This is a genomic window from Tenacibaculum pelagium, assembly GCF_014062345.1.
Classification (GTDB): Bacteria; Bacteroidota; Bacteroidia; order Flavobacteriales; family Flavobacteriaceae; genus Polaribacter; species Polaribacter pelagius.
On the sequence record NZ_JACGLS010000001.1, the window covers coordinates 96,050 to 115,930 of the forward strand.

Annotated in this window: 18 protein-coding genes; 9 read left to right on the forward strand and 9 right to left on the reverse strand. The window is 30.3% G+C overall.

The genetic code is table 11. From position 1 onward, the window contains the following. The first annotated feature begins 4 nt into the window (after positions 1–4). Complete coding sequence (ilvA, locus tag H3Z83_RS00400; protein ID WP_182123504.1) at positions 5–1,267, forward strand: threonine ammonia-lyase; 1,263 nt, start codon at positions 5–7, stop codon at positions 1,265–1,267. Here ilvA and H3Z83_RS00405 read toward each other — a convergent pair. Together H3Z83_RS00405 and H3Z83_RS00410 are read right to left on the reverse strand one after the other, a co-directional pair. Further along, positions 1,264–2,442, reverse strand: coding sequence for an aspartate aminotransferase family protein (locus tag H3Z83_RS00405; RefSeq protein ID WP_182123505.1), 1,179 nt, complete (start codon positions 2,440–2,442; stop codon positions 1,264–1,266). The two genes, ilvA and H3Z83_RS00405, sit on opposite strands and share 4 nt — an antisense overlap. 5 nt (positions 2,443–2,447) lie before the next feature. Continuing rightward, a complete protein-coding gene (locus tag H3Z83_RS00410) occupies positions 2,448–4,088 on the reverse strand; it encodes an OstA-like protein (RefSeq protein WP_246337424.1) in 1,641 nt (546 codons plus the stop codon). Between the two features lie 138 nt (positions 4,089–4,226). Here H3Z83_RS00410 and H3Z83_RS00415 point away from each other — a divergent pair, with 138 nt between their 5' ends. After that, positions 4,227–5,660, forward strand: a complete 1,434-nt coding sequence (locus H3Z83_RS00415; RefSeq protein ID WP_182123506.1) for a pyridoxal phosphate-dependent decarboxylase family protein — start codon at positions 4,227–4,229, stop codon at positions 5,658–5,660. A 19-nt stretch (positions 5,661–5,679) separates the two neighbouring features. On the opposite strand, the gene H3Z83_RS00420 is transcribed toward H3Z83_RS00415, so the two are convergent. The 4 genes from H3Z83_RS00420 to H3Z83_RS00435 all read right to left on the reverse strand — a co-directional run bounded on the left by H3Z83_RS00420 (position 5,680) and on the right by H3Z83_RS00435 (position 10,299). Continuing rightward, entirely contained in the window at positions 5,680–6,252 is a 573-nt protein-coding gene (locus H3Z83_RS00420; RefSeq protein ID WP_246337426.1) for a DUF1572 family protein, read from the reverse strand. 3 nt (positions 6,253–6,255) lie between these two features. Beyond that, complete coding sequence (locus H3Z83_RS00425) at positions 6,256–7,527, reverse strand: adenylosuccinate synthase (RefSeq protein WP_182123507.1); 1,272 nt, start codon at positions 7,525–7,527, stop codon at positions 6,256–6,258. Between the two features lie 33 nt (positions 7,528–7,560). Continuing rightward, positions 7,561–8,010, reverse strand: a complete 450-nt coding sequence (locus H3Z83_RS00430) for a Fur family transcriptional regulator (protein WP_182123508.1) — start codon at positions 8,008–8,010, stop codon at positions 7,561–7,563. 72 nt (positions 8,011–8,082) lie between these two features. Then, a complete protein-coding gene (locus H3Z83_RS00435) occupies positions 8,083–10,299 on the reverse strand; it encodes a RelA/SpoT family protein (RefSeq protein WP_182123509.1) in 2,217 nt (738 codons plus the stop codon). Between the two features lie 143 nt (positions 10,300–10,442). Between H3Z83_RS00435 and mqo the strand changes: the two genes are divergently transcribed. From mqo to H3Z83_RS00455, 4 genes are all read left to right on the forward strand, one after another. Next, positions 10,443–11,918 (forward strand): malate dehydrogenase (quinone), encoded by a 1,476-nt coding sequence (gene mqo / locus H3Z83_RS00440; RefSeq protein ID WP_182123510.1) that lies wholly within the window; start codon positions 10,443–10,445, stop codon positions 11,916–11,918. 229 nt (positions 11,919–12,147) lie between these two features. Next, the gene (locus H3Z83_RS00445; RefSeq protein WP_182123511.1) at positions 12,148–12,708 is read left to right on the forward strand and encodes an RNA polymerase sigma factor; all 561 of its coding nucleotides are present in this window, start codon (positions 12,148–12,150) and stop codon (positions 12,706–12,708) included. After that, complete coding sequence (locus tag H3Z83_RS00450) at positions 12,695–13,513, forward strand: hypothetical protein (RefSeq protein ID WP_182123512.1); 819 nt, start codon at positions 12,695–12,697, stop codon at positions 13,511–13,513. Before H3Z83_RS00445 ends, H3Z83_RS00450 begins: the two co-directional genes overlap by 14 nt. Before the next feature lie 66 nt (positions 13,514–13,579). Next, positions 13,580–14,641, forward strand: coding sequence for a hypothetical protein (locus H3Z83_RS00455; protein ID WP_182123513.1), 1,062 nt, complete (start codon positions 13,580–13,582; stop codon positions 14,639–14,641). A gap of 16 nt (positions 14,642–14,657) precedes the next feature. On the opposite strand, the gene H3Z83_RS00460 is transcribed toward H3Z83_RS00455, so the two are convergent. Continuing rightward, on the reverse strand, positions 14,658–15,554 hold the full coding sequence (locus tag H3Z83_RS00460; RefSeq protein ID WP_182123514.1) for a sterol desaturase family protein: 897 nt from the start codon (positions 15,552–15,554) through the stop codon (positions 14,658–14,660). Between the two features lie 133 nt (positions 15,555–15,687). On the opposite strand from H3Z83_RS00460, the gene rpsF reads away from it, so the two are divergent. The 3 genes from rpsF to rplI are packed head-to-tail and all read left to right on the forward strand — an operon-like array spanning position 15,688 to position 16,794. After that, positions 15,688–16,029: a 30S ribosomal protein S6 gene (gene rpsF, locus H3Z83_RS00465; RefSeq protein ID WP_182123515.1), complete on the forward strand. Its 342-nt coding sequence runs from the start codon at positions 15,688–15,690 to the stop codon at positions 16,027–16,029. Between the two features lie 3 nt (positions 16,030–16,032). Next, positions 16,033–16,329, forward strand: a complete 297-nt coding sequence (gene rpsR, locus H3Z83_RS00470) for a 30S ribosomal protein S18 (RefSeq protein WP_068705048.1) — start codon at positions 16,033–16,035, stop codon at positions 16,327–16,329. A 15-nt stretch (positions 16,330–16,344) separates the two neighbouring features. After that, on the forward strand, positions 16,345–16,794 hold the full coding sequence (gene rplI, locus H3Z83_RS00475; protein ID WP_182123516.1) for a 50S ribosomal protein L9: 450 nt from the start codon (positions 16,345–16,347) through the stop codon (positions 16,792–16,794). A 259-nt stretch (positions 16,795–17,053) separates the two neighbouring features. On the opposite strand, the gene lysA is transcribed toward rplI, so the two are convergent. Together lysA and pepT are read right to left on the reverse strand one after the other, a co-directional pair. Then, on the reverse strand, positions 17,054–18,259 hold the full coding sequence (lysA, locus tag H3Z83_RS00480) for a diaminopimelate decarboxylase (RefSeq protein ID WP_182124357.1): 1,206 nt from the start codon (positions 18,257–18,259) through the stop codon (positions 17,054–17,056). Between the two features lie 288 nt (positions 18,260–18,547). Continuing rightward, positions 18,548–19,786 (reverse strand): peptidase T, encoded by a 1,239-nt coding sequence (pepT, locus tag H3Z83_RS00485; protein ID WP_182123517.1) that lies wholly within the window; start codon positions 19,784–19,786, stop codon positions 18,548–18,550. Between the last annotated feature and the right edge of the window lie 95 nt (positions 19,787–19,881).

The window sequence follows — 19,881 nt, forward strand, 5'->3', positions numbered from 1 at the left end:
AAATATGCAAATCCAAACAACATATACACCAACTATAAAAGCAGTTGAGGAAGCTGTAGCTACATTGAAAGGTGTGGCTGCAGAAACTCCTCTGTTAAAAAATTATATTTATTCAGAGAAATTTAAAGCAAATATTTTTTTAAAACGTGAGGACTTACAACAGGTTAGATCTTATAAAATTAGAGGAGCCTATAATAAAATAAATTCAATATCTGATGAAGAACGGCGAAATGGAATCATTTGCGCAAGTGCAGGAAATCACGCTCAAGGAGTAGCCTTTGCTTGCAAAAAATTGAAGATTCATGGTACAATTGTAATGCCATCACCAACTCCAAAACAAAAAGTAGAACAAGTTAAGATGTTTGGTGGTGATTATGTTGATATTGAATTGACAGGAGATACTTTTGATGATGCATATAAACTTGCAAAACATGTATGTGATACACTTGGAAAAACTTTTGTACATCCATTTGATGATGAAAAAATTATTGAAGGACAAGCAACAGTTGGTTTAGAGATTATTAAACAATTTGAAACCCCTATAGATTATGTATTTGTACCTGTAGGAGGAGGAGGGTTAGCTTCTGGATTATCAAGTGTGTTTAAACAGTTATCACCTCGTACAAAAATTATAGGAGTAGAGCCTGAAGGAGCTCCTTCCATGAAAACATCTATTTCAGAAAATAAAAATGTGAAACTAGATAAAATTGATAAATTTATTGATGGTGCTGCTGTACAACAAGTAGGGAATTTAACATTGAATATTTGTAAAGAAAATTTAGATGACATGATAACGGTTCCTGAAGGGAAAGTTTGTCAAACTATTTTAGACTTATATAATAAAGAAGCTATTGTAGTAGAACCAGCAGGTGCTTTAACTATTGCTGCATTAGATTTTTATGCTGAAGAAATTAGAGATAAAAACGTTGTTTGTGTAATTAGTGGTAGCAATAACGATATTACAAGAACAGCAGAAATAAAAGAAAGAGCTTTATTGTATAATCAATTAAAACATTATTTTATTATTCGATTTCCACAAAGAGCAGGAGCTTTAAAAGAGTTTGTAATAGACGTTTTAGGGAAAAATGATGATATTACATACTTTGAATATTCCAAAAAAACAAGTAGAGAAAACGGGCCCGCTGTAGTTGGGATAGAACTAATTAGACGAGAAGATTTAACTCCTTTAATTAGACGAATGAAGCAGCGTAATTTTTATGGAGAGTATTTAAATGATAAACCTAACTTATTTGAGTTTTTGGTTTAGAGTCTATTTAATTCTTTTAAAATAATATCACATCCTTCATTAATTTCTTCGTCTGAAATAGTTAATGGAGGAGTGATTCTTATTGCAGAACCTTCAAAAAGCAACCAAAAAAGAATAACTCCTTCTTCTAAACAATTTAAAATAACTTTTGAAGCTATTTCAGGAGAATCAACTAAAAGAGCTAACATTAACCCTTTGCCTCTAATTTCTTTAACAGCTTTATGATTTTCGAACTTACTTCTAATCAACTCTTCTTTTCTTAAAGTTTCTTCGACGAGGTTAGTAGAAGTGACTTCTTCTACAGTAGCTAATCCAGCACTTGCAATAACAGGATGCCCACCAAAGGTAGTGATATGTCCTAGTTTAGGGTTTTCTTTAAGGCAATTCATTATATCAAAAGAAGAAATAAAAGCACCAATAGGCATACCACCTCCTAATCCTTTTCCTGTAATAATTATATCAGGTGTTACGTTGTAATTTTCAAATCCCCAAAACTTTCCAGTGCGTCCAATTCCAGTTTGGATTTCATCTAAGATTAATAAAGCTCCAACTTCTTCACAGCGTTGCTTAACTTTAGTTAAAAAATCGTTTTTAGGCTCAATAAAACCAGCACCACCTTGAATGGTTTCTAAAATTACTCCTGCTGTATTTGTAGTAATTTTTTCTATATCTAATTCATTATTAAACTCGATAAATTTAGTTCCAGGAATTAAAGGTCTAAAAGCACGATTTTGTTGTTCAGCTCCACAAACACTCATGGCACCTTGTGTATTACCATGATATGCGTTTTTAGCAGCAATAATTTCACTTCTATTAGTAAAACGTTTGGCTAATTTTAAAGCTCCTTCAGTAGCTTCGGTACCTGAATTTACTAAATAAACAGAAGATAAGTTTTTAGGTAGTGTATTGGCTAAAGCTTTGCACAATTCTAATTGAGGTTTTTGAATGAATTCCCCATAGACCATCACATGAGTGTAAGTATCTAACTGGCTTTTTATAGCTTCATTTATTTTTGGATGATTGTGACCTAAACTATTAGCGGAAACCCCAGCAACAAAGTCTAACATCTTTTTACCATTACTATCATAAATATAGCTTCCATTTGCATGAGAAATCTCTATAGCTAAAGGATATGGAGTTGTTTGACCTTGGAATTTTAAAAAATCTTCTTTCATTTCAATTATTTAATTTTAATATCATTGAAATTTATTTTCTTAGATTTTTCTTTTTTTACACTTTCTTCAATAAACTGTTTTTTAGCTTTTTTTATAGCTTCTTTCGAGCTTTTAACTTTAGAAGGTATTTTTGAATTATCTTTCACAAAAATATCTTCAACTGTTTTTGGTTGTTCATCTCCTCTCCAAATAAATCCTTTAAATTTTTTCTCTTCTGCAGGAAATTCAGAAGGAGGAAATGTTTTACCTTCAGTGTTTTTGAAATATTTAGTTTGCGTTATCTCACTATCCTTCAGGGTAAATTCAATATCACTGGCTATCTCTTTAGTAATGGTTTCTAGTTTTTGAGACTCTTCATTTCTATTATAATATAAAGATTCTGCGTTACCTTTTACCAACATAGTTCTAAGATCATTACCTTCAAATTTACCATAAATGTTACGTCCTTTAATTTGATTGTAATCGTCTTCAGCAATAGAATCTTTCTGAATCATAAAGGCATTTTTTAGCACTTTTAAAGAGTCTAGTTTATTAGTTTCTTTATTGGTAAGTATTTGAATACTATCACCCGTAATCTGGCTTTTACCCGACCAAAGAATTGGGTTGTTAAACATTCGGGTTACTCCGGTAACTTGACTTGTATATATAGAATCGCATTTTCCTTGTAAATCTGATTTAAATATTTTAGCATTGTTAAAAATTCGTACAATTCTATTTTCAGGTTTACCAGTCAATAATATTTTATCACCAGATACATACATAGAATCTTTATCAATCTCTGATATAGCTACAGCTCTGTTAATAATAAATAAAGAATCTTTATGTTCGAATAATTCAGCATAATTACCTTTGGTTACCATTTTCTGAACAGTATCTATAACTTTTATGTTATTGGTTGCAGATGCAAATCCTTTTCTTTTATCATAATATAAACTATCAGCTAAAATGGTTCTTTCTTTTAAAAAGAGCTTTGCGTTTTTCACAAAGTATGAAATGTCAGTATTGGTATCAAAAAAGCCTTTTTCAGAATATATTCTAGTACTATCTTTTAAATTAGTAATCGTACTTGGTCCATACAAATAAGCTAAGTTTGAGTTTGTGTAATAATCTAAATGATCAGATTCAAGATTGTTTTCTGGATTTACAACTGTTACTTTCGATTTTGCGGTGAACTTTTTATCTTTTAAGAAATAAGTACCTCTAATACTTTTTAACGTGTTTTTTTTATCACGAATTGTACCGCCGTTTGGATAATATAAAAGTTGATTAATTCTATCGAAATGAAGGGTATCTGTATTCATCTTCATCTCTTTATCATTAATCTCTACATTTCCCCAAGATTTAGCTTTTTTACTATTTCCGTCATAAATTGAAAAGTCACTATATTGAATAATACTATCTCCTTGTTCAATTACAACTTCTCCTATGGCTTTAAATAAGTTCTTTTTTTGAAAAAACAACGCTCTTTTACAATCTAAGGTAGCGCCTTCATGCTCCATTTTAACCTTACCAATTAATATAGTTGCTCCAGGAAATTGATCTTCGTCGGCAGTACTTAATTCAGTAGAAAGTATTTTAATTTTTTTCGTTTGAGAAAAACTTCCAAAGGCGAATAATAAAAATGTTAAAAGAAATAGTCTTTTCAAAATAAAATAATTTGATGCACAAAAATAATGAAAAGAACGTGCCATATTTCTTAATAAACAAATAAAATTATTCAATTAAAATAGAGTAGAGGTTTTGTAATTGACTAATTTTGTTACTTAATTTAAAAACTTGTTTTTATGAGCGCCCATTTTGATTTGTCTTTAGAAGAAATGAAATCTTATGGTTATAAAATTGTTGACCTAATTGCTGAACATTGGGATACCTTAAATGATAAAAAGCCAGTTACTTCTGCAACTCGTAAAGAAATGGACAATCTATTTTTACAAGAGGCACCAAATACTGGAATGAAAGCAAATGAAGTGTTGGATTTTGTGATGGATAATGTAATACCAAACAGTACTGTTATTTCGCATCCAAAAGCATATTCTTTTGTGCCTGGTCCAAGTAATTTTATAAGTACTATGGCAGATAGTTTGGCTACAGGTTTTAATATTTTTTCTGGCGGATGGGTAGCTTCACCTGCTGCAGCTGAACTAGAAATAGTAACCATGAACTGGCTATTAAAAATGTTTAATTTTCCTGTAGAAAAAGGAGGAGGGATTTTTACTAGTGGTGGTTCTATGGCAAATTTAACAGCTTTAGTTACTGCTCGTAGAATTAAATGTGGAGATGATTTTTCGAAAGCGGTAATTTATTTGTCAGATCAAGCGCATTCATCAAATATAAAAGCGATTCGTGTTTTAGGATTTAAAAAAGAGCAAATACGAATTTTACCTACAGATATTGAGTTTAGAATTAGTATTAATAAATTAAAAAACGCAATTGCCAAAGACAGGTTAGAAGGTTTACAACCATTTTGTTTTATAGCATCCGCAGGAACTACAAATACAGGTACCGTTGATCCGTTACATGATATTGCTGATATTTGTGAAGAAGAAAATTTATGGTTTCATATTGATGGAGCTTATGGTGGTGCAGCAATATTATCTAAAAAAGGGGCAAAGGCTTTAAGAGGAATAGATAGAGCAGATTCTTTAACTGTAGATCCACATAAATGGTTTTTTCAACCTTATGAAATAGGATGTTTATTAGTAAAAGATGCTTCATGGTTAAGTAATACTTTTAGCGAAAAACCTGAATACTTACGTGATATTGAAGGTAATGAGTCTGAGATTAATTTTTATGATTACGGTATTCAATTAACGCGTCGTTTTAGAGCGTTAAAATTCTATATGTCTATTAAAACGTATGGATTAGATACTTTTAAAGAAGCGGTAACTTATAACATTCAGTTAGCAGATGAAGTTGAAAAGATATTGCGAAAAAGTAGAAATTGGGAAATAATTTCTCCAGCAACTTTAGCCGTGATTAATTTTAGATACAATCCTATTGGATTGAATTTATCTGAACCAGAAATAGATGCCTTAAATCAACAGATTTCAAAAAGAATGATGGAGTCTAAAGAAGCTCTCTTAGTAACAACTATTTTAAATAAACAAGTTGTGTTGCGAATGTGTTTAATTAATCCGAAAACAACAATAGACCATGTAAAGGAAACATTTCTTTTATGTAATAAATTTGCTGAAGAGGTTTTAGCAGAAAAGAAATAAAATAAAAGAGGAACTCTAATTAATGAGTTCCTTTTTTATTTTGTTCAAATTGAGCTTGCATAAACTCTTTAGATTTTCCTTTAGCGATAGAGGCTGTTTGCCATTTATCATTCAAAATCATTTTACCAACATAAGCAATTTGTCCGATATGATATGGATAATGTGCTATTTGTCTTGTAATACTATCGATTAATTTATGCTGTTTATTTCTTATATAAATTGGCTGCTCAAAATTAGATTCATTTATTGAGTTTAAAGCAGTAAATAAGCAATCCCAACCAAGCTCCCATTTTTCTTTTAATTCTTCTTTTGATAGGTTTTGAGGTTCAAATTCTTGGTCTCTGTTTCGAGTATTTTTTTCTCCGTCGGAAGTAAAAAAGTCTGTCCAACGAGATAACATGTTTTCAGAGAGATGAATGATAATAGAAGCAATGCTATTACTTTCTTCGTTGTATCTCCAATGGAAATCTTTTTCTTCTAATTGTGCAATTGTTTTGTCTGCGACTTCTTTATAAGAAAGAAATTGCTTTATAATATTATCTAAATAATCTTTTATCATAATAAAAAAAGGAGCTCCTAAGAGCTCCTTCAATTTTTATCTATTAATTGTTTGTTTTCTATCAGGACCAACTGAAACTATTTTAACCGGAACTCCCGTTTCTTTTTCAATAAAAGCAACATAGTCTAGTAAGTTTTTAGGTAATTGATCAGCAGAAGTCATTTTTGTTAAATCCTCATCCCATCCTTTAAATTCAGAATAGTTTACCGATACGTTTTCTGGTTCGATATTGTATGGTAAATGTGTAATCTCTTTTCCTTTATAATTATATGAAGTACATACTTTTAAGGTGTCGAAACCAGAAAGTACATCTCCTTTCATCATCATTAATTGTGTAACACCGTTTACATCTACAGCATATTTTAAGGCAACTAAATCTAACCATCCACAACGACGCGGGCGACCAGTAGTTGCTCCAAATTCATGACCAACTTTAGCCATAGTTGCTCCATCCTCATCAAATAATTCAGTAGGAAAAGGACCAGAACCAACACGAGTAGTATATGCTTTAAAAATACCGAATACATCTCCAATTCTGTTTGGTGCCACTCCTAAACCAGTACAAGCACCTGCAGCTGTAGTGTTAGAAGAGGTAACAAATGGATAGGTTCCGAAGTCAATATCTAATAAAGAACCTTGTGCTCCTTCAGCTAAGATTGATTTTCCTTCTTTAATTGCATTGTTTAAAAACTCTTCAGAATCGATAAACTGTAATGTTTTTAATTTTTCAATTCCTTTAGAAAATTCAGCTTCTAATTCATCTAAATCATAATCTATCTGAACATTGAAAAAATCTAGCATTTTAATATGCTTAGCAGTTAAAGCTTTGTATTTTTCTTTCCAGTTATCTAATTCTAAATCTCCAACACGCATACCGTTTCTACCAGTTTTGTCCATATATGTAGGGCCAATTCCTTTTAATGTAGAACCGATTTTAGCTTTTCCTTTCGAAGTTTCAGAAGCAGCATCTAGTAAGCGGTGTGTTGGTAAGATTAAATGTGCCTTTCTTGAAATTAATAATTTAGAAGTATAATCGATATTATGAACATCTAAATTTTCTAATTCTTTTTTAAAGATAACAGGATCAATTACGACTCCATTACCAACTACATTTAAAGCTGTTTTATGAAAAATACCAGATGGAATTGTATGTAAAACATGCTTGTATCCATCAAAAATTAAAGTATGACCTGCATTGGGTCCTCCTTGAAAACGTGCAATAATATCATAGTTTCCTGTAAGAACGTCTACAATCTTACCTTTTCCCTCGTCTCCCCATTGAAGTCCGAGTAATAAATCTACTGCCATTTTAGTGTGTTGTTAAGTGTGTGTTTGTTGTTGTTATTTTGTGTTTCGTTTTGTTCCGTAGAAATAAAGAGAGTGGTTGTGGATGTCTATATCAAAAACGTCTTCAATCGTTTTTTTGATAATTTGAATTCTCGGATCGCAAAATTCTTTTACTTCACCAGAATCAGTAAGTATTACGTGATCATGATTTTTATCGAAGTAACTTTTTTCATAACGCGCCATAGACTGTCCGTCGAATTGATGCTTACGTACCAGACCACAATCTAATAGTAAATCCATTGTATTATAAAGCGTCGCTCTACTAACACGATAGTTTTTATTCTTCATTTTGATATATAATGATTCAATATCAAAATGCTCTTCAGCATCATATATTTCTTGTAAAATAGCATAACGCTCAGGCGTTTTACGATGCTTGTTTTCTTCTAAAAAAGAAGTGAAAACTTTTTTTACAATTTCTTGATTTTCGGCTGAGTTACTCATTTAATTTAAATTTACGAAAGAACAAATTTACTGTTATTTATTGATAATAAAACAAGTAATTTAAAATGATATTTACAAAGTATTAACACGATCAACTTTTTGTACACCTTCAACCTTTTTCATGCTTTCAATCAACTTGTTAAGTTGCGCTTTGTTTTTTACACTTAATGATAGCTTACCGTCAAATATACCATCGTCTCCAGAAATATTAATACTATGAATAAACACATCCATACTGTTAGAAATTATACGAGTAATATTGTTAACAATCCCTTTATTGTCAATTCCAGATAAATGCAAAATAGCTGTAAACTCTTGTTTAGTAGAATCGATCCATTTTGCAGGCATTATTCTATAGGCATAATTTGATTGCATAGAAATTGCATTCGGGCAATCTTTTTTATGAACTTTGATACCTTCGTTTATCGTAACGAAACCGAAAACTTTATCTCCCGGAATTGGTTTACAACATTTGGCTAATGTGTAATCTAAAGTTTGCTCATCTTTACCAAAAACTAAAGCGTCATAGTTACTTGTAACTTCTTCTTTATCTACAATCTCTTTAGAAGGATTTCTTCTAAATGTATTTTTAAAGAAGCCCATTAAGCCACTATTTCGTTGAGCTACGTATTCTTTTAATTTTGTGTTATCAATAGCTCCATTACCAACTCTAAAAAATAAGTCAAAACTGGTTTTTAATCCGAAATAAGAAGCAATCTCATGTATAATTTTATCATTTGTATTTATTTTTAAATGACGTAGTTTACGTAACAATATAGCTTTACCTTCTTCAGCAATTACTTTCTCCTCAGCTTTTAAGGCTGACTTAATTTTGGTTCTTGCACGTGCCGTCATAACAAAATCTAACCAACGAACATTTGGTTTGTTGTTGTTAGCTGTTAGGACCTCTACTTGATCACCACTTTTTAACTCGTAACTTAAAGGAACTAATTTTCCATTTACTTTTGCACCACGACATTTTAGTCCAACATCTGTGTGTACAGAAAAAGCAAAATCTAAAGCAGATGCTCCTTTTGGAAGCGACTTTAAATCTCCTTTAGGTGTGAATACGTAAATCTCTTTAGCATATAGGTTTAGTTTAAAATCCTCAACGAAATCAACAGCATCTAAACTTTGATTTTCTAAGGTTTCTTTTAAACGATTTAACCAACCTTCAAGACCGTTTTCTTTTACTTGTCCTTGCTTATATTTAAAATGAGCTGCATATCCTTTTTCTGCAATTTCATCCATTCTTTCCGAACGAACTTGTACTTCAACCCATTTAGCTTTAGGTCCGATTACTGTAATATGTAAGGCTTCGTAACCAGTTGATTTAGGTTGAGAAATCCAATCTCTTAAACGTGCTGGATTAGGTTTGAAAAAATCTGTTACGATGGAATAAATTTTCCAAGCATCAAACTTTTCATCTAGAGAAGTTGGTTCGTAAATAATTCGTATTGCGAACTTATCATACACTTCATCAAAGGTTACATTTTGCTTTCGCATTTTTCTACGAATAGAAAAAATGGATTTAAAACGACCTTTAATTTCGTACTTAAAACTTTCTTTGTCTAAAGCCTCTTTTAAAATAGAAGTAAAACTATCAATATATTTTTGTTGCTCTTCTTTACTATCTTTTATTTTGGTTAAGATATCGTTATAAACATCAGGCTCTGTATATTTTAACCCTAAGTCTTCAAGTTCAGTTTTAATATTGTACAAACCTAATCTGTGAGCTAATGGAGCATAGATATATAAGGTTTCAGAAGCTATTTTTACTTGCTTATGAGCAGGCATCGCATCCATAGTTTGCATGTTATGCAATCTGTCAGCAATTTTAATTAAAATCACTCTTACATCATCGTGTAATGTAAGCAGCATTTTCCTGAAATTTTCTGCTTGAATAGAGTAATCTTGCTCTTTTTTTAAGTTAGAAATTTTGGTAAGACCACTAACAATTCGAGCAATGTTTTCTCCAAACAAACGCTCCATGTCGTCAATAGTATAATGTGTGTCTTCAACAACATCGTGAAGTAAAGCAGCAGCAATCGATGTAGCTCCTAAACCAATTTCATCAGCAACAATTTTAGCCACTGCAATGGGATGAAAAATATAAGGTTCCCCAGTTTTTCTACGCTGTTCAGAGTGCGCTTCTACAGCAATATCAAATGCTTTACGTATCAGTTTTTTATCTTCATCAGATAATGTTTGGTAGGTTCCTTTTAATAAATCTTTATACCTATTTGCTATTTCTTTATTTTCCTCTTCTATCGTTGCATTATAACTCATACATTAAAACTCTTTTGTTAGTTTCCAATCAAAATAAAAGTAATGTAAAGAAACTGATTGAGCAAGTTTTCTTAAGAAATGTTCTACGGTAATTTTGGAATGATAAAATCTTATTATTTTTACGTTCAATCAATCAAAAAAATATGAATTTAGAAAAGGAGTACGATTTAATTTGTGTTGGAGGAGGCATAATGAGTGCTAATTTGGCATTGTTATCTAAGTTACTGAATCCAAAAATGAAGATTTTAATCTTAGAGCGCTTAGATGAAGTTGCTAAAGAAAGCTCTGCTGCCTGGAATAATGCAGGAACAGGGCATTCTGCTTTATGTGAATTAAATTATTGTCCTGAGGATAAAGATGGAAAAATTTCTATTGATAAAGCAGTTAAAATTTGTAAACAGTTTGAAATTTCAAAACAGTTTTGGTCGTACTTGGCAAATGAAAATTTGATTGAAAATCCTACTGATTTTGTTTCATCAGTAAAGCATCATAGTTGGGTTTTAGGAAAGATGAATAGTGATTATCTTGAAAAAAGGTATGAAACCTTAAAAGAGCATTTTATGTTCGACTCTATCAAATTTACTCGTGATTTTGATAAAATGAAGACTTGGTTTCCTTTAATTATGAATAATAGGAAAGATGATGAAGTAATGGCTGCTTCAAGAATTGATAGAGGAACTGAAGTAAATTATGGTGTTTTAACAAAATCACTTTTTTCAATTTTAGAGAATGAATTTGATACTCCGGTGCATTGTAATATGGAAGTGTTAGATGTAGATCCAGATACAGATTTGGATTGGACTGTTGAAGTAAAGAATACAATAACTAAAGAAGTTTATCAAGTAGATGCAAAACATGTATTTATTGGTGCTGGTGGAGGAAGTTTATTATTACTTCAAAAAGTTGAGATTGAGGAAAAAGAAGGTTATGGAGGTTTTCCAGTAAGTGGTGAGTGGTTGGTTTGTAAGAATGAAGAGATTATTAAACAGCATAACGCAAAAGTATATAGTAAAGCAGGAATAGGAGATCCGCCAATGTCTACACCTCATTTAGATACTCGTTATATTGATGGTAAACGTCAATTAATGTTTGGACCTTTTGCAGGTTTTAGCCCTAAGTTTTTAAAAGAAGGATCGAATTTAGATTTATTAAAATCAATTCAATTTGATAATATTTCACCAATGCTAGGGGCTTTTTGGCATAATTTACCTTTAACAAAATATTTGCTAGAGCAAGTTACCATGTCTCATAAAGACAGAATGGAATCTTTAAGAAAGTTTGTAAAAGACGCTAAAGATGAAGATTGGGAATTAATGGTTGCAGGTCAAAGAGTTCAAATTATTAAGAAAGATGATTTTGAAGGCGGAAAGTTGCAATTTGGCACTGAGGTTATAAGTAGTAAAGATGGTAGTATAACTTGTTTATTAGGTGCTTCTCCAGGAGCATCAACTGCAACAGCAATTATGTTAGAGGTTTTAGAAAAAGCATTTCCAGAATTAATAACTTCTATAGAAGGAAAAAGGAAACTTGAAAATATAATTCCTTTTTATAAAAAGAAGCTAAATGAAAAGTTTTTTAAGGAAGAGTTAAAAAAGTGTAAAAAAACACTAAGGCTTTAGATATAGAGTGTTTTTCCTGTAAGTCAATACGTTAAATAACAATATATTTGCAGTATAATTCAGTGGTAAAGACTTGAAACTTATAAGTCCCCCTGAAATATCATTCTATTATGATATTTAAATCTCCAACTTTATTTTAAAGTCGGAGATTTTTTTTGTTCTTCAAGCAACCCTTTTTTAAATTGTGGAGTCTATATATTTGTAAGCAATGAAAACTTAATTATTTGAATTGAAAATTATTCAACTACATAACAAACAATCTACACTAATTAAAAAAGCAAGTGAGCAAAATAGAGAAGCTCAACAAGTTTTATTTGATCAGTTTTCACCTAAAATGTTAGGAGTTTGTAGACAATATGTAAAAGATATTCATCATGCAGAAGATTTAATGCTACAGGGTTTTTTGAAGGTTTTTAATAATCTGAAGAAATTTAAAGGTGATGGAAGTTTTGAGGGATGGATTCGAAGAATAATGGTAAATACTTGTATAAGTTATTTGCGTAAAAAGAATCCGATTCAATTAACAGATGAAGATTATGTTTTTAATGACGCTTCTATCGATAATATTGAAAATACTTCAGTAGAAGATATTCAAAAGCTAATAGATCAATTACCAGATGGATATAAGTTAGTTTTTAACATGTACGCTATTGAAGGTTATAAGCATTCTGAAATTGCTAATAAGTTAAATATTTCAGAAGGTACATCAAAGTCGCAATTATTTAAAGCTAGAAAATGGTTGCAAGAGAGTTATATTAAAGTTAATGAGGTTAAAAATGCAGACAAATAAAATAGATAAACAAATTGCTAATAAGCTTAAAAATAGAGAGCTTAAGCCATCAGTATCAGCTTGGGAGCGTTTAAGCAATCAGTTAGATGAACAACAGGCTTCTAAAAAAAGTATTTGGTATAAATATGCTGGTTATGCTGCAAGTATTTTGTTGTTAATTAGTTTAGGATTTTCATTTTTTTCTGAAAGTACAGTTGAGAATAGAAAAGAAATTATATCAAACGTTACTATAGATACTTTGCAACTTAATGATGATAAAGTTGACGTTAAAGAAATTATTAATGTAGAAAATGCTCTTGCAACGAAAGAAGAAAAAGAGGTAGAAGATAAAGTTACAGAAAAGAAAATAGAAGATAAGGTAATTAACTACCAACAAAAGAAAAGTTATAGCATTGCAAGCGTAAATAAAAGTTTAAACAGAGTAGAGGAGATTAAAAAAGAAGATGTTCCTAATCAGGTTATGATTGCGATTGCTGATAAAAAAGTAATTAAAGAAACAAGTGTAATAAAAAAAGAAGGTATTAAATCAAGAGTAAAAGTGAATGGAGATGATTTATTATTTGCAGTTACGCATTCACCTCAAGAAGTACAAGAGTATTATGCTAAGTACAAAATAAACAGAAAAGAAGTTTTAAATACCATTCAAGAAGAGTTGATAAAATCTAATTTAAAAATTGATCCAGAAACTATTTTAGCAGAAGTTGAATTAGATATTGAAGAAACTGATTTTCAACAAAACTTTATGAATAAATTAAAAGTAAAACTATCAGATGTAATTGTTGCATTTGCAGATAGAAATAAATAAAGCGCTTACCAATTATCGATAATTAAACTAACCTAATTATTATCCGTTTAATTTAAAATTTAAGAAATGAAAAGAATACTATTATTAGTGTTGTTTGTAACAACTATTGCCCAATCTCAAGAGAAAACATTTGAGAATGAAGTTCAAAGAATCTCTAGAAAAATTGATAAAATAACGAAGCAACAAAAAGATTCGTTAAAACAAAAAGTTAAAGAGATTAATTTAGATCTTGAAAAAAATAAGATTACTTCTGCAGAAGCTACAGCGTTAAAAAAAGAAGCAGCCGCATACCATGCTGCACAAATAGAAAAAAGAGTAAGTGTTCAAGAACAAAACTTACAACAGTTAGTTCAAGATAAAATTGATGGAAATATTGCTAGTAGCGATGAAGATTTTGAAGATAATTCATTTAGCATTGGAGGAGCAAAATTTAAACTAGACTTCTCTAACAAGGATAAAGAGAAAAAGAAAAGAAGAAAAGATAAACGAACTACAACACAACTTGTTTTTGCCTTAGGGGTAAATAATGTGTTAACCGATAATAGTTTTAGTTCTTTAAACGATTCTAATTATAAATTTTGGCAATCACATTTTTATGAATTAGGATTTACTTGGAAAACGCGTATATCAAAAGAACCATCAAAAACCTATTTTAAATACGGACTTTCATTTCTTTGGAATAATTTAAGAGCAGAGAATAATCAGTATCACGTAGTTAATGGAGACGAAACATTATTAAACGTAAATGCAAATAATCTTAGTGAAAGTAGATTAAGACACGTACAAATGACTTTTCCAATGTATTTAGAGTTTGATTTTTCTAAAAACAAAAAATATTCAGATGATAAGATTGTAGATAGAACACATAAGTCAGTTCGATTAGGAGTAGGAGGGTTCTTCGGATTTAAACTAGGAACACGTCAATATCTTGAATATAAAAATGCTGAAGGTGTAAATATTGAAGAAGTTCAGAAAGATGGATTTAACACCAATACCATAAACTATGGTTTAAGTGCCTATATAGCTTACAAAGGTTGTGGACTATATGCTAAGTATGATTTGAATCCATTATTTAAAAACACAGATACTAGAAATATTTCATTAGGATTACGATTTGATATTAATTAACAAAAAAGGAGAAGCATTAAACTTCTCCTTTTTTATTTTCTTCCCATTCTTTGCGTAAATCTCCAGATAATTTACCGCTTCCATCATGCCTCCATCCCGGAGGTTTTAAAAAATATAAAATACGTTTATTAAAGGAGGTTTTAGAAGTAAAAGAATCTTTAAACATATTATACCATTCTATAAAGGCAATTTTAATAGGATTGTAAGTGTTGATATTTGACACTAAACCATAAACAGGTTTTTCTACTTCAGGTTCAAAGGTACCAAACAGTTTATCCCAAATAATAAAAATACCAGCATGATTTCTGTCTAAATATTGCGGATTTGTAGCATGGTGTACTCTATGATGACTAGGCGTGTTAAATATAGCTTCAAACCAATTAGGCAATTTGGTTATTAATTCGGTATGAATCCAGTATTGATATAATAAACTAACACTCATTTGCATTAATATCATTATTGGATGAAATCCTAAAAGAGCTAACGGAGCCCAAAAAATAAAAGTATAAAAACTACCAGACCAAGTTTGTCGTAAAGCAGTACTCAAATTATATTTTTGAGACGAATGGTGTACAACATGGCTTGCCCAAAACAATCTACTTTCATGCGCAATTCTATGATTCCAATAATACACTAAATCTTCAGCAAATAGCAGAAGTATCCATGACCACCAAACAAACGGAATTGTAAAAAAACGATATTGATATAAAAAAGTAAAAAAAGCAAGAACTAAAGCTTTGGTAAATAGTCCTATAAAAACATTACCTAATCCCATAGTTATTGATGTTATCGCATCTTTAAATTCATAATCAGCTAGTTTTACTTTAACAGTTAAAATAACTTCAATTATAACTGTAGCAATAAAAAAAGGAATAGCATAGTGTATTATATTTGGTAGCTCAGGAACTTGCATAAAGACATTCTAATTATAAAAGGAAACAAACTTACATAAAATCAATAAAATAAATAAGTACTAAATACTTGTTAATAGGATATAATATAACTATATTTGCAGGCTTAAAAATAAAATTTTAAACATTTTAATTATGAATCATTACGAAACTGTTTTCATTTTGAATCCCGTTTTATCTGAAACTCAGATAAAGGAGACAGTAAAGAAGTTTGAGGACTATTTACTTTCTAAAGGTGCTGAAATGATTTCTAAAGAAGATTGGGGCTTAAAAAAATTAGCTTATCCAATCGAAAAGAAGAAAAGTGGATTTTACCACTTATTAGAGTACAAAGTAGCAGGAGAAGCTATTACTGCTTTTGAATTAGAGTTCAGAAGAGATGATAGCGTTATGCGTTATTTAACTGTAAAGTTAGACAAGCATGCTGCAGCTTGGGCTGAAAAAAGAAGAAATCGTGTTAAATCTGCAAAAAAGTAAGAAATGGCATCAATAGATCAACAAGCAAAAGGAAACAAGCAAGGAGAAGTACGTTACTTAACTCCGCTTGATATTGAGACAAAGAAAGAAGCTAAATACTGTCGTTTTAAAAAGAATGGTATTAAATACATCGATTATAAAGATGCAGACTTCTTAATGTATTTAGTAAACGAGCAAGGTAAAATTTTACCAAGACGTTTAACAGGAACATCATTAAAGTATCAACGTAAAGTGGCACAAGCTATTAAAAGAGCACGTCACTTAGCATTAATGCCATACGTTGGTGATTTGTTAAAATAATAAAGAAGTAGAAACATGGAATTGATATTAAAACAAGACGTAGAAAACTTAGGTTTTAAAGACGATGTTGTAACTGTTAAGAATGGTTATGGTCGTAACTACCTAATACCTCAAGGATATGCAACTTTAGCTACTTCTTCAGCTAAAAAAGTATTAGCTGAAAATTTAAAGCAACGTGCTTTTAAAGAAGCTAAATTAGTAGAAGATGCTACTAAAATAGCTGAAACTGTTAAAGGTTACGAATTAAAGATTGCTTCTAAAGTAGGATTTGGAGATAAGTTATTTGGTTCAGTAAACAACATTGATGTTGCTGCTGCCATAGCTAAAGCTGGAACTGAAATTGATAAGAAATTTATCAAAGTTACTGGAGGTAACGTAAAAAGATTAGGAAAATACAACGCTGCTGTACGTTTACACAGAGCAGTAGTTGCTGATATTGTATTTGAAGTAGTTGCTGAAAAGTAATCTTTAAATAACATATAACACCTATAAAGCCTACTCATTTGAGTAGGCTTTTTCTATTTTAAGAACGTCTTTTTAAGAGAGAAAAGTGATTAAACTATAATAAAGGGGGATTTTCCTATTAGTTTAATTGAATTAATTCGTGATATTTGTAATGTAATTAAAGATAGGGGACTTTATTACAACGTTTTAAGATATAGTCTTTTGAGGGGTTGATTATATTTTAAAAAAACTCTGATCTTAGTAGATCAGAGTTTTTATTTTATATAATATGTTCTTCTTGATTATTTAAAATATCGTTTATAGTTTCTCTTTTTCGTATTAAAAAATCTTTTCCTTTATAAATCATTACTTCTGCGGGTTTGTATCTTGAATTGTAATTTGAAGCCATTGAAAAACAATAAGCTCCAGCATTAGAGAATGCTAAAATATCATCTTCAGATATTTCATTAATCCTTCTATTAATTGCAAAAGTATCAGTTTCGCATATATAACCTACAACACTATAAAAGCGCTCTCTACCAGTTGGGTTTGAAATGTTTTTTATATGATGGTAAGAATCGTATAGCATAGGTCTAATAAGATGATTAAAACCGCTATCGATACCTGCAAAAACAGTAGACGTTGTTTGTTTTACCACATTTACTTTTGTTAAAAAATGACCAGCATCACTAACTAAATACTTTCCAGGTTCAAACATTAAGGTAATATCTTTACCATATTCTTTACAAAACTGATTGAATCGAAGTGATAGTTTTTTTCCTAACTCTTCAATATTCGTAGAAATATCACCTTCTTTATAAGGTACTTTAAAGCCACTACCAAAATCAATAAAATCTATATTTTTAAATTCCTTAGTAACATTAAATAAAATTTCTGCAGCTCTTAAAAAAGTATCAATATCTAATATATCAGACCCAGTATGCATATGAATTCCATTAATGTGCATACCAGTGTTTTGAATCACTCTTTTTATATGTGGGATTTGATGAATAGAAATTCCGAATTTAGAATCGATATGACCTACCGAGATTTTACTATTTCCACCAGCCATAATATGTGGGTTAATACGAATACATACTGGTGTTTTAGGATGTTTTTGTCCGAATAATTCTAATATAGAAAGATTATCGATATTTATTTGAACTCCTAATTTAGCAACATCTTCAATTTCTTTTAACGATACGCAGTTGGGTGTATAAATAATATCTTTAGGGTTAAAGCCAGCTAGTAATCCTAATTTTACTTCTTGAATAGAAACTGTATCTAAACCACTTTTTAAATTGTTAAATACTTTTAATATATTAATGTTTGAAAGTGCTTTTACTGCATAGTTTATTTTTAATTTTTTTACCTTAGAAAAAGCGCTAACGAATTTAGTATACTGACTAATTATTTTTTCAGTATCGTAAACATACAAAGGTGTTTCATACTTTCTTGCTAAATTTAATAAGCTATTTTCATCCATATTATTTGCTTTTAATGAAGCAAAAATATTTAAGTAAATATGTACAGAAAATAAAATATAAAAATCATACAAATTGTTGTTTTTTGTAAAATACAGGAAATTACTATTGAGAAATAGGGGGTTTTCCTATCGTCTGATATTCTAAAAAAAAACATATTTGCAATGAAATAAATATAAGGGGATTTATTTCACATGATTGATATTTTCTTTAAGGGGTAGAAAAATATCATAAAAAAACTCTAGCTTCGGCTAGAGTTTTTGATTTTTATAACTGAAATGTTATTTTGATTAACTATTCTTTTCAGCTACTTTCTGAGCAATACCAACAATTACTTCAGTAGCTTTTAAAATGCTTTCAACAGGAACATATTCATAGCGTCCATGAAAATTATGACCTCCTGCGAAAATATTAGGACATGGTAATCCTTTATATGATAATTGAGAACCATCGGTACCACCACGAATTGGTTTAATTAATGGAGTAATTCCCATATCTTTCATTACTTCTTCAGCGATATCAACAATATGCATTACAGGAGTAACCTTTTCTTTCATATTATAATACTGATCTTTAATATCAACAGTAATTAGTTTTTGACCACGTTTAGCGTTTAAAACTTCAGCTAAATCTAATACAGCTTGCTTACGTTTATTAAACAAATCCATATCATGATCTCTAATAATGTACTGTAATGTAGTTTGTTCTACTTTTCCTTCCATATTATGTAAATGGAAAAAACCTTCGTAACCAGATGTTCTTTCAGGAACTTCATCTTCTGGTAAAGCGTTGATGAACTCACTAGCGATGGTCATAGAGTTAATCATTTTTCCTTTTGCATATCCTGGGTGTACAATTTTACCATTAATAGTAACCTTTGCTCCGGCTGCATTAAAGTTTTCATATTCTAATTCACCAATCTGACTACCATCCATCGTATAAGCCCATTGAGCTCCAAATTTTTCTACATCAAACATGTGAGCTCCTTTACCAACTTCTTCATCAGGAGGGAAGCATACTCTAATTTTACCATGTTTAATTTCTGGATGCTGAATTAAATATTCCATTGCTGAAACAATTTCAGTAACACCAGCTTTATCATCTGCACCTAATAATGTTGTACCGTCAGTAGTAATAATAGTTTGTCCTTTGTACTGTAATAAATCCTCAAAATAATCTGGAGATAAAACTATGTTTTGTTCTTCATTTAAAACAATGTCTTTACCATTATAATTCTCATGGATTTGAGGCTTAACATTAGCTCCAGTAAAATCAGGACTAGTATCAATATGCGCTACAAAACCAATTGTTGGTACTTCGTAATCTAAATTACTAGGTAGTGTTGCCATTAAATAACAGTTCTCATCTAAATCAACATCTTCCATTCCAATCTCTTTCAATTCTTTTTCAAGAACACGAGCTAAATCCCATTGTTTCTCTGTACTAGGAAAAGCTGGATTGTTTGGATCACTTTCAGTATCAATAGTTACGTATTTTATAAATCGATCGATGATATGTTGTTTGTTCATTGGTATATTTTTAAGAAGTTCAAAAATAGTTATTTCAGTTGTATTTTATCAATTAATTTTATGACTTTACAAATACATTTATACACTAAATAGCC